The sequence below is a fragment of the Leisingera sp. G5_S3_59_S7 genome (genome assembly GCF_054968485.1).
The window spans coordinates 37,411-50,883 of the sequence record NZ_JBQKUH010000022.1 but is presented as its reverse complement, the minus strand read 5'-3'; the positions used below and the strand labels follow the sequence as shown (position 1 = coordinate 50,883).

Below are 13,473 nucleotides of genomic sequence, written 5' to 3'. Positions count from 1 at the left end.
GCTCTCCTCGGCACCATCCCGCCGCCTTGCAGGCGGGCGGGTTGTTTTTCAACGGATTATATGAGGCCGCGTGCCCCGGCGAAAGAGACAATCCGCGCGATGCCCCCGCCCTTGGCTTCACGGCAACAGAGCCCCCATTGAAACATCCGGCCCCTTGGGGCAAAACACCGGAGCAAAATACCGGGGCGCTGAATTGGGGCGCATTCAGGGGGCGGCAGTGATCGAGCTGGAAAATGTGGGCTACAATTACGGCGGCGGCGAGCTGCTGGATGCCGTGTCGGTTCAGCTGGCGCCGGGCTCCTTCCACTTCCTGACCGGGCCGTCCGGCGCAGGTAAAACCACGCTGCTGAAACTCTGCTACGGCGCGCTGACACCGACCTCGGGCCGGGTGCGCGCCTTCAACATGGATGTGCACGGGCTGGACCGCGACCAGATGGCCTATCTGCGCCGCCGCGTCGGCGTGGTGCATCAGGACTGCCGGTTCTTGGACCATCTGCCGGTGATGGAGAATATCGCGCTGCCGCTGCTGGTGTCGGGCCGCGAACTGAACCACGAGGAGGCCAACCTGCGCGAGCTGTTGAATTGGGTCGGTCTCAGCGAGCGCGCCCATGCGCTGCCGCCGGAGCTGTCGGGCGGCGAGCGCCAGCGGGCGGCGCTGGCGCGCTCGGTGATCCTGTCGCCCGATGTGATCATCGCTGATGAGCCGACGGGCAACGTTGATTGGGAAATGTCGCAGCGGCTGCTGCAGCTCTTGGTGGAGCTGAACCGGATGGGCAAGACGATCCTGGTCGCCACCCATGACCTGTCGCTGATCCGCGCCGCCAAGAACCAGGTGCAGGCGCGGGTGCTGCGGATTTCCAACCGGCAATTGCAGCTTGCGGGGGCGGACCTATGACCGATGGCAAGCTGCGCAAGCTGGTGCTGGGCGACACTCAGGCCAACCGGGTGGTGCCGCCCACCGGCTTTACCGCACAGCTGACGCTGTTTGTGGCGGGCGCGATGGCGTTCCTGGCGGTGTTTGCCCTGGCACTGTCCTTGGCCTCCGGCCGCCTGGCGGACCGTTGGGCGTCGGAGCTGGCGCGCGCAGCGACGCTGCGCATTAACGCCCCGGCCGAGCAGCGCGCGGCGCAGACCGACGCCGCGCTGGAGATCCTGCGCCAGACCCCCGGCGTGGCAACCGCGCGGGCGCTGACGGGCGAGGAGCAGGCGGCGCTGCTGGCGCCCTGGTTCGGTTCCAGCCTGCCTGCGGGCAGCCTGCCGCTGCCGCAGCTGATCGAGGTGACCGCGGATTATCCCGGCTATGACGCCCAGGGGCTGCGGCTGCGGCTGCAGGCCGAGGTGCCCGGTGCGGTGCTGGATGATCACACCCGCTGGCGCGAGCCGCTGGTGGATGCGGCACGTTCGCTGCGCCGCCTGGCGTGGGTGTCGATCCTGCTGATCGGCGGCGCCACCGCGGCGATGATCACCCTGGCCGCCAATGCGGCGCTGGCGGCCAACGCCCAGGTGATCGAGGTGCTGCGCCTGGTCGGGGCGCTGGACAGCTATATCGCACAGGCCTTTATCCGCCGCTTCACCCTGCGGGCGCTGACCGGCGCCGCGGCGGGTGTGGTGCTGGGCATGATCGGGGTCTGGCTGATGCCGGAAGCCTCGGATGAGGGCGGTTTCCTGACCGGCCTCGGATTTCAGGGCTGGGGCTGGCTGGTGCCGCTCCTGATCCCGCCGCTGGGCGCGCTGGTCGCCTTTGCTGCCACCACCCGCGCCGCCACCAAACGTTTGGGAGAGCTGTCTTGAAGAACCCGGTCCAATGGCTGCGCTCGGCAGTCTTTCTGGTGCAGATGTACCTGGCGATGCTGGTTCTGGGGGTGGTGTTTGCGCCCTGGGCTGCGGTCTCGCCCAAGGGCGCGCGCTTGGCCTGCAAGTCCTACGCCCGCTGGGTGCTGTGGACCGCGCGCTGGATGGTTGGCATCCGCTCCGAGGTGCGCGGCGTGGTTCCGTCCGGCGAGGTGATCGTGGCGGCCAAGCATCAGAGTTTCCTGGACATCCTGATCATCTTCAACGCGGTGCCCTCTGCCCGGTTCATCATGAAGCGCGAGCTGATGTGGACGCCGGTGATCGGGGTTTATGCCAAACGCCTGGGCTGCGTGCCGGTCAACCGCGGCAAGCGCGGCGCGGCGATTGCCAAGATGGTCAAGGACGTGGCTCTGCAAAGCCGTGAGCCGGGCCAGCTGATCATCTACTCCCAAGGCACCCGCGTGGCGCCCGGCGCCCGCAAGCCCTACAAGATCGGCACCGCGGTGCTTTACGAGGGCCTGAGCCAGCCCTGCGTCCCGGCCGCCACCAATGTGGGCGTGTTCTGGCCGCGCACCGGCATTTACCGTAAACCGGGCCTGGCGGTGGTGGAGTTCCTGGAGCCGATGCTGCCGGGAATGAACCGCGACGAATTTATGGCGCAGCTCGAAAACCGGGTGGAGCGCCGGTCGGACGAATTGATGAGAGAAGCCGGATTTGAACCAGATGCAATACCTCAGCAGCATTGAAGAACTGGAGGCGCTTTACGGGGAACCGGGAGCGCCTTCTTTACGTAAGGTGGCGCGGCAGATGACGCCGCTGTACCGCAAGTGGATTATGGCCTCAAAACTGTGCATGCTGGCGACCGTCGGCCCGGAAGGGACCGACGACAGCCCGCGCGGCGATGACGGCCCGGTGGTGCAGGAACTGGACCCGGGCACCCTGGCGCTGCCCGACTGGCGCGGCAACAACCGGCTGGACAGCTTGCGCAACATTGTGCGCGACGGGCGGGTGTCGCTGATGTTCCTGGTGCCGGGATCGAACAACGTGGTGCGTGTCAACGGCACCGCCCGGCTGACCGCCGACCCGGATCTGCGCGCGCGCTTTGAAAAGAAGGGCAAGCTGCCGGCCACAGTCATCGTGATTTCGATTGGCGAGATCTATTCCCAATGCGCCCGTGCGATGCTGCGGGCGGGCACCTGGAGCGGTGCCGACGAAAGCGCCGGCCTGCCGACTATGGGCGACATCCTGGCCGAGCAGACAGCAGGCGAGGAAGGCGGCGCCGGATACGACAAGAGCTGGAACGCCCGCGCCGCCGAAACCATGTGGTGAGCAGGCGGCGGGGCGCTCAAGGACGTTCGAACGTCCTTGGCAAAACTCTATGAAGAATTTTGCAGCCAGCGAGGCTGCGCCCCCTGGCTGCCCGTTGCGCTGCCTGGGAGCTGTCCGGTCAGCTGATGACCTCGCCAATCAGCATCTGCGGCTTCACATCGGTGAAATTCGGAATGTCCTCCAGCGCGGGCCCTGCGGCCTTCATCGCGGCGTCCATGGCGGCCTGATCGGAAAATGTCATCGTTGCAATGGCATAAAACGGTGCCGGTTTGTCCGGCCCGCCTGCCAGTCCCTTGGTGACAATGATCGTCTGGATATGCGGTCCCATGTGCTGGTCCACGATCTTCATATGGGTGTCCGCATAATAGGCGTGGTCGAAATTGGTTCCCTCTGTGACGGGGTAGATGACTTGCAACGTGACGGGCATGAAGGTGTCTCCTGCGGCTTATGCACTTCGGGGCAGTAGAGCGGGGTTTGGCGTCAAATGCCAAAGGTATTTTGGCGTCTATTTATGGCTTGAGCGAGGGATCATAAGGCTGACCAAACTCCCCGAGCGCTCGCCCCGGTCCGGAAATACGTAAACAGATACTCCCCAGCGCTGAGGCGAGGCCACTTGTCCCTTCATCCATGCTCGAAACAGTACATCGTCGCCCAATGTTGCTTTGGGGTCGAATGCCAGTTCCGGGAATTCAGAGGCTACGACCTGTTCGATGCCGGAGGCCAGCACGTCGCCTTCGGCTTGTGTGAGAGCATTCGGAGCGTTCGTCGATATGGTGCAGGAGTGTTCACCCAAGACAAGGAAGCTCGCGGAAACTGGATCTGCCCACCGCCTCTCCTGCGGAAACATATCCGTCTTGATCAGACCCAGGTCTGCAGGCGGGGTATCCAGTCCACCCAAGTAGTAGGGAACACAGGCTTGTGTAAAAAGCTGAACAGTGCGTTCAACGCGGTTGGGCTCGCCGAGCATCACCCTGGAAAGGAGCAAGCCCGCTGCGAGACCTGCTGCGCATAATGGCAGTAAAATCTTGAGTTTCAAACAATAGTCCTGAAATGGACCCGGCCCCATTTTAGGGGGGCCGGGCTGTAACAATCAGCTATGGATCGGCCCGTCGCCGCAGGCCAGCGCCGCTTCGCGGACCGCTTCGGAGTAGGTCGGGTGCGCGTGGCAGGTCAGCGCCACATCTTCGGCAGAGGCGCCGAACTCCATTGCCACGCACAGCTCGTGGATCAGGTCGCCGGCCGCGGGGCCGATGATCGCGGCGCCCAGGATGCGGTCGGTTTCCTTGTCAGCAATGATCTTGACGAAGCCGCCCTCGGCCTGGTGCACGGCCTTGGCGCGGGCGTTGCCCATGAACATGAACTTGCCGACCTTGATCTTCTTGCCCTCGGCCTTCAGTTCGTCCTCGGTCGCGCCCACTGTGGCCACTTCCGGCGTGGTGTAGACGACGCCCGGAATGACGCCATAGTTCACGTGGCCGTGCTTGCCCGCGATCACCTCGGCGACCGCCATGCCCTCATCCTCGGCCTTGTGCGCCAGCATCGGGCCTTCGATCACGTCGCCGATGGCATAGATGCCCTTGATGTTGGTGGCCCAGTGGTTGTCGGTGGCAATCTGGCCGCGCTTGGTCATCTTGATGCCAAGATCGTCCAGCCCCAGCCCTTCGGCATAGGGTTTGCGGCCGGTGGCCACCAGCACCACATCGGCGTCCAGCGTCTCCTCATCGCCGCCCTTCTTGGGCTGGTACTTGACCTTGGCCTTGGTCTTGGAGGTTTCCACCCCCTGCACCGCGGCGCCCAGGATGATTTTGAGGCCCTGCTTCTCCAGGATCCGCTTGAAGGAACGCTGCACGTCTTTGTCCATGCCGGGGCAGACCGCGTCCATGTATTCCACCACGGTCACCTCGGAGCCGAGACGGGCGTATACAGAGCCAAGCTCCAGCCCGATCACGCCGGCGCCGATCACCGCCAGTTTCTTGGGGATCTTCGGCAGCTCCAGCGCGCCGGTGGAGGAGACCACGATCTTCTCGTCGATCTCGACGCCCGGAATGGAGGCAGGCACCGAGCCAGAGGCGATCACGATGTTCTTGGCCTCATGCACGTCGTCGCCGACCTGCACCTTGCCGGCCGCCGGGATCGAGGCCCAGCCCTTGATCCAGTCGATCTTGTTCTTCTTGAACAGAAACTCGATGCCGCCGGTGTTCTGGCCGATCACCTCATCCTTGTAGGCCTTCATCTGGTCCCAATCGACCGAGGGGCTTTTGCCCTTGAGGCCCATATGGGCAAAGTTGTGCTCTGCCTCATGCAGCAGATGGGTCGAGTGCAGCAGCGCCTTGGAGGGGATGCAGCCCACGTTCAGGCAGGTGCCGCCGAGGGTCTCGCGGCCCTCGACAACAGCTGTCTTCAGTCCCAGCTGGGCGCAGCGGATGGCGCAGACATAGCCGCCGGGGCCGGCGCCGATTACGATGACGTCATATTGGGACATGGGTCGGTTTTCCTCTTTTCTCCCCGGTTCCGTTTGCCGGAACAAGCTAGGGGATAGTTGTTTTATGATCAGACCGGGGTCAACATCTTGATCGAGATATTGGTGACCCCGTCGCGTTCAAGGTGCATGGCAAGTTCCTCCGAGCCGAAGAAGGCGCGTGCCTTTTCCAGGTCGTTGATGGCGAACAGCGCCACAGCGTGGTTCTTGCGGTCCGGATCGCTCCAGACGTTCATGTCGGTGATGCCAGAGGCCTGCCGGTTGCGCTTGTCCTGCCGGAACACGGTCAGCCAGGCGTTGAAATCGGCCACATCGGCCTGCCAGAGAACATGAGTTGCCATCGGTGTTACTCCTTTTTCCGTTCTGGAAGCAGGATGCACCGGATGGGGCGGGGAGCGCTTTGATTCCACTCAACTGACGGGGGGCTTGAGGCATTACCTTCCGAATGGGGGCGCTGCCCCCGGCCCATGCGCAGTGGGGCTCCGCCCCGTTCGGCCCTGAAACCGCCCCCCAGGCGGTTTCCAAGACGGGCCTCACCCCCCGGAGTATTTTTGTAAAGGTGAAAGCTCATGCGAGGAGCACCCCCGCGAGCATCGCGGCTAAGCCGCTGGTGGCGATGAGCCAGATGGCGGTGCGCAGATAGGGCAAGCCGCTGAGGTAGGCAGGCAGGTAGAGGGCGCGGCCCCCAAGATAGGTGTAGATCCCGGCGGAGATCAGCGCGCTGTGCAGACTCGCCAGTTCCGCCACCAGCGCCAAGCTGATGAAGACCGGGGCGGTTTCCAGAAAGTTGGTGAAGGCCCGCTGCGCCCGGCCCGCCAGCGCGCCGCGGCTGACGGTGGTGTCGCGCGGGCCTGCGGTCCATGCGTTGCCGACGGATAGCTTCAGCAGGAAGCTGTCGCAGCTCACGTGGATCAGGGCGAGGATCGAGAGGCAGACAAGGCCCCAGAGCGGGAGGGTCATTGGGTTGAACTGCATTCAAGTTTGACACTCTTGACTTCTTCCCGGCGTCCATTGACAGCACTTATGATGCTGAAAATAGCTATTCCCATCAAAAGCCCGGCACCAAATGTTGGTTCGCCTTTGTTCGGCCCCTCAGCTGTCACCCAACCCAACCAGTTAAATGCGATTGAGGTGAGCACCATTACAGAGAAAAATATGGGTACGACTACTAGGAAGAAACTCCAATGGCGGGATTTTCCGGTCAGAAAGAGGTGTGTGCCGCAGGTTCCGCAAAGGTGAAAATCGGTCTTGTTCACACCCCTCCAAGGGTTGGTCCGCATCATAGCCAGCGTTGACTGAATGCGCCCGCAATCGGGGCACTTTATCCCGCACCAGCGCGCCCAATAGCTGGGTCTTTCACCAATTTTGGGCGCGCTGATTTTGTAGGGCTGGCTAGGCTTTCCCCTCAATGGATTACAGATCCATCAGCAGGCGGCGCGGGTCTTCCAGCGCTTCCTTGACGCGGACCAGGAAGGTCACGGCGCCTTTGCCGTCGACGATGCGGTGGTCGTAGCTGAGCGCCAGATACATCATCGGGCGGATCTTGATTTCGCCGTTCACCACCATCGGGCGGTCCTGGATCTTGTGCATGCCCAGGATGCCGGACTGCGGCGGGTTCAGGATCGGCGAGGACATCAGCGAGCCGTAGACGCCGCCGTTGGAGATGGTGAAGGTGCCGCCCTGCATTTCCGCCATCGACAGCTTGCCGTCACGGGCGCGCTTGCCCTTCTCGGAGATCGCCTTTTCGATCTCGGCAAAGGACATCCGGTCGGCGTCGCGGATCACCGGCACCACCAGGCCCTGCGGGGTGCCCGCGGCAACGCCCATGTGCACGAAGTTCTTGTAGACGATGTCGGTGCCGTCGATCTCGGCGTTGACCTCAGGCACTTCCTTCAGCGCGTGGCAGCAGGCCTTGGTGAAGAACGACATGAAGCCCAGACGCACGCCGTGCTTCTTCTCGAACTGGTCCTTGTACTGATTGCGCAGCGCCATCACCTCGGTCATGTCCACCTCGTTATAGGTGGTCAGGATCGCGGCGGTGTTCTGGGCGTCCTTCAGGCGCTTGGCGATGGTCTGGCGCAGGCGGGTCATCTTCACCCGCTCCTCGCGTGCCGCATCGTCGGCTGTGACCGGGCCGCGCACCTGGGCGGGGGCCGGGGCGGATGCAGGTGCGGATTTGGCAGCGGCCAGGGCAGCCACGACGTCTTCCTTCATGATGCGCCCGTCGCGCCCGGTTCCCTTGACCTGACTGGCGTCGATGCCGGCTTCTGCCATTGCCTTCTCCGCCGAGGGGGCGTTTTTGACGCCAGCGCCCGGCCCGGTGCCAGTGCCGCTGGCAGCATCTGCGGCGGGTCCGGCATCGGTGCCGCCCGCAGCGCCGGCGTCTCCCGCCGACATGACCGCCAGCTTGCCGCCGGCGTTAACGGTGGCGCCTTCTTCGGCCAGGATTTCGGTCAGCACGCCGGCCGCGGGCGCGGGCACTTCGACGGACACTTTGTCGGTTTCCAGCTCGCAAAGCATCTCGTCCTGCGCGACGCTGTCGCCCACCTTCTTGAACCAGGAGGAAACGGTCGCCTCGGATACCGACTCGCCAAGCGCGGGGACCATGACCGGCACCGGGGCGCCGTCGCCGCCGGAGGACGCATCGGACGGAGCCGGTGCTGCCGTAGCCTTGCTGTCAGAAGCGGCCGGGGCTGCGGCGGTGCCGTTTGCCTCGGTCAGGGTGGCCAGCAGCGCGTCGACGCCGACGGTTTCGCCTTCGCCGGCCACGATCTCGCCCAGGGTGCCGGCCGCGGGCGAGGGCACCTCGACCGTCACCTTGTCGGTCTCCAGCTCGCAGAGCATTTCATCGGCATTGACGCTGTCGCCGGGTTTCTTGAACCAGGTGGCCACGGTGGCCTCGGTCACGGATTCGCCCAGGGTGGGTACGCGGACTTCGGTTGTCATGTCTCTTTATCCTCAGATGCTCAGCGCTTCGTTCACGAGGGCTGCTTGTTGGGCTTTGTGTTCGCTGGCCAGGCCGGTTGCGGGCGAGGCCGAAGTGGCGCGGCCGGCATACAGCGGCCGGGTGTGCTTGGCGCCGATCCGGGTCAGGACCCATTCGATGTTGGGTTCGATAAAGGTCCAGGCGCCCTGGTTCTTGGGCTCTTCCTGGCACCAGACCATTTCCGCCTGCTTGAAGCGTTCCAGCTCCTTCACCATGGAGATCGCGGGGAACGGGTAGAACTGCTCAATCCGCATCAGATAGACGTCGTCGATGCCGCGGGCGTCGCGTTCCTCCAGCAGGTCGTAGTAGACCTTGCCCGAGCACATGACGACGCGCTTGATCTTGTCATCGGCGGCCAGCTGGGTGTCGGAGTTGCCTTTCTGCGCGTCATCCCACAGCACCCGGTGGAAGCTGGAGCCGGTGGTGAAGTCCTCGGCGTTGCTGACCGCCAGCTTGTGGCGCAGCAGCGATTTCGGGGTCATCATGATCAGCGGCTTGCGGAAGGTGCGGTGCAGCTGACGGCGCAGGATGTGGAAGTAGTTCGCGGGCGTCGTGCAGTTGGCCACGATCCAGTTGTCCTGGCCACACATTTGCAGGAAGCGTTCCAGGCGGGCGGAGGAGTGCTCCGGCCCCTGGCCCTCGAACCCGTGCGGCAGCAGGCAGACAAGGCCCGACATCCGCAGCCATTTGCTCTCGCCCGAAGAGATGAACTGGTCGAACATGATCTGGGCGCCGTTGGCGAAGTCGCCGAACTGGGCCTCCCACAGCGTCAGCGCATTGGGTTCGGCCAGCGAGTAGCCGTACTCAAACCCCAGCACCGCGTATTCGCTCAGCGCCGAGTCGATCACCTCGTACTGGGACTGGCCCGCGCGGATGTTGTTGAGCGGGTAGTAGCGCTCCTCGGTCTCCTGGTTGACGATGCCGGAATGGCGCTGCGAGAAGGTGCCGCGGGTGGCGTCCTGGCCCGCCAGGCGCACCGGGTAGCCTTCCAGCAGCAGCGAGCCGAAGGCCAGCGCTTCGCCGGTGGCCCAGTCAAAGCCCTTGCCGGCTTCGAACATTTTGCCGCGGGCATCCAGAAAGCGGCCAACGGTGCGGTGCAGCGGGAAGCCGTCCGGCACTTGGCTCAGCGCTTTGCCGATCTCCGCCATGGTCTCTGGCGCGATGGCGGTGCGGCCGCGCTGATAGTCGGCATCTTTTTTGTCCAGATGCGACCAGCGCCCGTCCAGCCAGTCGGCCTTGTTGGGCTTGTAGTCCTTGCCGGTCTCGAACTCTTCGTTCAGATGCGCCTGGAAGGCGGCCTTCATGTCCTCGATCTCGCCCTCGGGGATGAGGCCATCCTTGACCAGCCGGTCAGTGTACAGAGTCAGAGTCGTCTTGTGGCCCTTGATCTTCTTGTACATCAAGGGGTTGGTGAACATCGGCTCATCGCCTTCGTTGTGACCGAAGCGGCGGTAGCAGAAGATGTCGATGACCACGTCCTTGTGGAACTTCTGGCGGAATTCGGTTGCCACCTTAGCGGCGTGGACCACCGCCTCCGGGTCATCGCCGTTGACGTGGAAGATCGGCGCCTCAACCACCAGTGCGTTGTCGGTGGGGTAGGGGGAGGAGCGCGAGAAATGCGGCGCGGTGGTGAAGCCGATCTGGTTGTTCACCACGATGTGCATGGTGCCGCCGGTGCGGTGGCCGCGCAGGCCGGAGAGCGCGAAGCATTCCGCAACAACGCCCTGGCCGGCAAAGGCGGCATCGCCGTGCAGCAGGATCGGCAGCACCTCGGTGCGGTCGCTGTCGCCCAGCTGGTCCTGCTTGGCGCGGACCTTGCCCAGCACCACCGGGTTCACCGCCTCCAGGTGGGAGGGGTTGGCGGTCAGGGAAAGGTGCACGCTGTTGCCGTCGAATTCCCGGTCGGAGGAGGCGCCGAGGTGGTATTTCACGTCGCCGGAGCCATCCACGTCTTCGGGTTTGAAGCTGCCGCCCTGGAATTCGTTGAAGATCGCCCGGTAGGGCTTCTGCATCACATTGGCGAGGATGTTGAGGCGGCCGCGGTGCGGCATGCCGATCACGATGTCCTTGACCCCCAGCGCGCCGCCGCGCTTGATGATCTGCTCCATCGCCGGGATCAGGCTTTCGCCGCCATCGAGGCCGAACCGCTTGGTGCCGGTGTATTTGACGTGCAGGAACTTCTCGAAGCCCTCGGCCTCGACCATCTTGTTGAGGATCGCCTTGCGGCCTTCGCGGGTGAAGCGGATTTCCTTGTCGTAGCCCTCGATCCGCTCCTTCAGCCAGGCGGACTGCTCGGGGTCGGAGATGTGCATGTATTGCAGCGCAAAGGTGCCGCAGTAGGTGCGCTTCACGATCTCCACGATCTGGCGCATGGTCGCGACCTGCAGGCCCAGCACATTGTCGATGAACACGGGGCGGTCCATGTCGGCATCGGTGAAGCCATAGGTCTTGGGGTCCAGCTCCGGGTGCGGGGTGGCGGCGCGCATGCCCAGCGGGTCGAGGTCGGCGGCCAGATGGCCGCGGATCCGGTAGGCGCGGATCAGCATCAGGGCGCGGATCGAGTCCAGCACTGCGCGCTGCACCTGATCGTCCGTCAGCTTAACGCCCTTGGCAGCGGCCTTGTCGCGGATCTTCTTGCCGGCTGCCTTGGCCTCAACCGGGGCGGGCCAGTCGCCGGTCAGCGCGCCGGTCAGGTCATCGGCGGGCATCGGCGGCCAGTCATTCCGCGCCCAGGAGGGGCCGGTGGCCTCGGCCTTCACGTCAAGTTCGGCATCGCCCATCTGGCGGAAAAACTCGGCCCAGGCGGCATCCACCGCGTTCGGGTCATTGGCGTATTGGGCATAAAGCTGCTCCAGATACTCCGCATTGTGCCCCTGCATGAAGGAGGAGGCGCGGAAGAGGTCGTTGGGGCTTTGATCGGTCATTTTGGTGCCTCTTGCGGGTTGGGACCGTATTTGTTCTGGCCTTAGGCCACTCCCGGCAGGGTGGTGCGCAGGAGTTTCAAATGGATGAATGTGCCGCAGAACCTTGCGGCCAATCCGGTATGGCAAACCGTCTTGGCGGCGAGGTCCCTCAAAGAAAGAGCTGCCTTGGGAGTAGGGTATGCCCGGCGAAGACCGCCGGGCATTTTCCGCTTTGAGGTATGCAAAGCGGACACGGGCATTACTTGCCGATCGCTTTCAGAACCGCTTCGCCCAAGCCCGCCGGGCTTTCGGCGACCACGATGCCTGCGGATTTCATCGCTTCGATCTTGTCCTCGGCGCCGCCCTTGCCGCCGGCGACAATTGCGCCCGCGTGGCCCATGCGGCGGCCCGGAGGGGCGGTGCGGCCGGCGATAAAGCCTGCAACCGGCTTCTTGCGGCCCTTCTTGGCCTCATCGGCCAGGAACTGCGCGGCCTCTTCCTCGGCGGAGCCGCCGATTTCACCGATCATGATGATGCTCTCGGTCTCGTCATCGGCCAGGAACCACTCCAGCACGTCGATATGCTCGGTGCCCTTGATCGGGTCGCCGCCGATGCCCACGCAGGTCGACTGGCCCAGGCCCACATCGGTGGTCTGCTTCACCGCCTCATAGGTCAAGGTGCCGGAGCGGGACACAACGCCGACGGTGCCGCGCTTGTGGATGTGGCCGGGCATGATGCCAATCTTGCAGGCGTCCGGGGTGATCACGCCGGGGCAGTTGGGGCCGATCAGAACCGACTTGGAGTTTTCCAGGGCGCGTTTCACCTTCATCATGTCCAGCACCGGGATGCCTTCGGTGATCGCCACGATCACTTCCATTTCGGCGTCGATGGCTTCCAGGATCGAATCCGCGGCAAACGGCGGCGGCACGTAGATGACAGAGGCGTTGGCTTCGGTTTTCGCCTTGGCTTCATGCACGGAGTTGAAGACCGGCAGGTTCAGGTGGGTCTGGCCGCCCTTGCCGGGGGTCACGCCGCCGACCATCTTGGTGCCGTAGGCGATGGCCTGTTCGGAGTGGAAAGTGCCCTGCGAGCCGGTGAAGCCCTGACAGATGACCTTGGTGTTTTCGTCGATGAGGACTGCCATGTTTTTGGTTCCTTCAAGCGGTATGAGTGTGTTGGGTCTGCGGGGTGGCCAGAGAACGGCCGTCGAAGCGGATTTTTTCGAGAGTGGCCCGCCCCAAGACCACACTGGGAAGTATTCGGAAGCCGCCGCGGAATTCATAAATCCCGCGGCGGAATTTCTGGCGGAACAGCGGCCAGCCCTTGGGCCGGTGGCGCGCTGGTCCGATGGCGTGTTCGTCCGGCGCGTCGTTGCCTTGTTCAGCAAGCGCCGGCTGGATCTGGTAGACCTTGATGCCGCGCGCAGCCGTTGAGGCGTCAAAGTTGAACAGCAGGTTGTCCAGCGTGATGCAGAACGGGCGGCTGTCCAGCAGGTGTTGCGCCGCTTGCCGGGAGATCACATAGGCCGCACCGCCGGCGTGGCGGGACAGCAGCTGGCGCACCTCGCGGCCCAGATGGGTGGCGCCGCCCTTGCCAAGCGCCACCTGCAGCTTGCGGCTGCGCCAGCGCTCGAACTTGACGATGCCGGCATCCGCAGGCCACCAGGAAAGGTCCGCCAGCCAGGCGCCGGTGTCGGGTGACAGGAAGACGTCATCCTCCAGGATCAGCGCCACATCGGCGTCTGACGCCAGGAAGGCCTCCCAGGCCTTGGCATGGCTCAGGGTGCAGGCCATGTCCTTGGTCTGGAAATAGCCCCAGTTGCCCTCAGGTGCGCACTGCTTGAGCATCTCCTCGCGGCTGACGGCAGTGCTGTCCACCGCGTCAACCCGCGTGGCCGCAAGCCCGGCCTGATCCAGCTCCCGCTGCATCAGCGCCGCCCGGCCTGTAGCCTGCCGCAAGCCTATGAGGTAGACAGCCGCCTTCAC

14 protein-coding genes are annotated in these 13,473 nt (G+C 64.2%); 4 read left to right on the top strand and 10 right to left on the bottom strand.

Annotated features, from left to right (window positions below):
- Positions 1-217: 217 nt before the first annotated feature.
- Genes ACTRWG_RS11735 through ACTRWG_RS11720 form a run of 4 tightly spaced genes read left to right on the top strand, consistent with a single transcriptional unit; the run spans position 218 to position 3,120 of the window.
- Positions 218-895, top strand: coding sequence for a cell division ATP-binding protein FtsE (locus ACTRWG_RS11735; RefSeq protein WP_027235126.1), 678 nt, complete (start codon positions 218-220; stop codon positions 893-895).
- The gene (locus tag ACTRWG_RS11730; RefSeq protein WP_462829341.1) at positions 892-1,791 is read left to right on the top strand and encodes a cell division protein FtsX; all 900 of its coding nucleotides are present in this window, start codon (positions 892-894) and stop codon (positions 1,789-1,791) included. The genes ACTRWG_RS11735 and ACTRWG_RS11730 overlap by 4 nt, the downstream gene beginning before the upstream one ends.
- Positions 1,788-2,537 carry a lysophospholipid acyltransferase family protein gene (locus ACTRWG_RS11725; RefSeq protein ID WP_462829340.1) on the top strand — a complete coding sequence of 250 codons (750 nt, stop codon included), beginning with the start codon at positions 1,788-1,790 and terminating at the stop codon, positions 2,535-2,537. Before ACTRWG_RS11730 ends, ACTRWG_RS11725 begins: the two co-directional genes overlap by 4 nt.
- The gene (locus tag ACTRWG_RS11720; protein WP_027235123.1) at positions 2,515-3,120 is read left to right on the top strand and encodes a pyridoxamine 5'-phosphate oxidase family protein; all 606 of its coding nucleotides are present in this window, start codon (positions 2,515-2,517) and stop codon (positions 3,118-3,120) included. Before ACTRWG_RS11725 ends, ACTRWG_RS11720 begins: the two co-directional genes overlap by 23 nt.
- A gap of 118 nt (positions 3,121-3,238) precedes the next feature.
- On the opposite strand, the gene ACTRWG_RS11715 is transcribed toward ACTRWG_RS11720, so the two are convergent.
- The 10 genes from ACTRWG_RS11715 to ACTRWG_RS11670 form a co-directional block, all read right to left on the bottom strand.
- Complete coding sequence (locus ACTRWG_RS11715; RefSeq protein ID WP_259958496.1) at positions 3,239-3,547, bottom strand: EthD family reductase; 309 nt, start codon at positions 3,545-3,547, stop codon at positions 3,239-3,241.
- 78 nt (positions 3,548-3,625) lie between these two features.
- The gene (locus ACTRWG_RS11710; RefSeq protein WP_462829339.1) at positions 3,626-4,156 is read right to left on the bottom strand and encodes a hypothetical protein; all 531 of its coding nucleotides are present in this window, start codon (positions 4,154-4,156) and stop codon (positions 3,626-3,628) included.
- Between the two features lie 54 nt (positions 4,157-4,210).
- Positions 4,211-5,602, bottom strand: coding sequence for a dihydrolipoyl dehydrogenase (gene lpdA, locus ACTRWG_RS11705; protein WP_027235120.1), 1,392 nt, complete (start codon positions 5,600-5,602; stop codon positions 4,211-4,213).
- Positions 5,603-5,670: 68 nt separating this feature from the next.
- On the bottom strand, positions 5,671-5,940 hold the full coding sequence (locus ACTRWG_RS11700) for a hypothetical protein (protein WP_027235119.1): 270 nt from the start codon (positions 5,938-5,940) through the stop codon (positions 5,671-5,673).
- 226 nt (positions 5,941-6,166) lie between these two features.
- Positions 6,167-6,559 carry an MAPEG family protein gene (locus ACTRWG_RS11695; protein WP_027235118.1) on the bottom strand — a complete coding sequence of 131 codons (393 nt, stop codon included), beginning with the start codon at positions 6,557-6,559 and terminating at the stop codon, positions 6,167-6,169.
- Positions 6,556-6,855, bottom strand: a complete 300-nt coding sequence (locus tag ACTRWG_RS11690; RefSeq protein ID WP_129369869.1) for a hypothetical protein — start codon at positions 6,853-6,855, stop codon at positions 6,556-6,558. The genes ACTRWG_RS11695 and ACTRWG_RS11690 overlap by 4 nt, the downstream gene beginning before the upstream one ends.
- A gap of 157 nt (positions 6,856-7,012) precedes the next feature.
- A complete protein-coding gene (odhB, locus tag ACTRWG_RS11685; protein ID WP_462829338.1) occupies positions 7,013-8,545 on the bottom strand; it encodes a 2-oxoglutarate dehydrogenase complex dihydrolipoyllysine-residue succinyltransferase in 1,533 nt (510 codons plus the stop codon).
- A gap of 12 nt (positions 8,546-8,557) precedes the next feature.
- The gene (locus tag ACTRWG_RS11680) at positions 8,558-11,509 is read right to left on the bottom strand and encodes a 2-oxoglutarate dehydrogenase E1 component (RefSeq protein WP_027235116.1); all 2,952 of its coding nucleotides are present in this window, start codon (positions 11,507-11,509) and stop codon (positions 8,558-8,560) included.
- A 238-nt stretch (positions 11,510-11,747) separates the two neighbouring features.
- Positions 11,748-12,632 (bottom strand): succinate--CoA ligase subunit alpha, encoded by an 885-nt coding sequence (gene sucD / locus ACTRWG_RS11675; protein ID WP_027235115.1) that lies wholly within the window; start codon positions 12,630-12,632, stop codon positions 11,748-11,750.
- 13 nt (positions 12,633-12,645) lie between these two features.
- Positions 12,646-13,473 (bottom strand): glycosyltransferase family 25 protein, encoded by an 828-nt coding sequence (locus ACTRWG_RS11670; RefSeq protein ID WP_084299510.1) that lies wholly within the window; start codon positions 13,471-13,473, stop codon positions 12,646-12,648.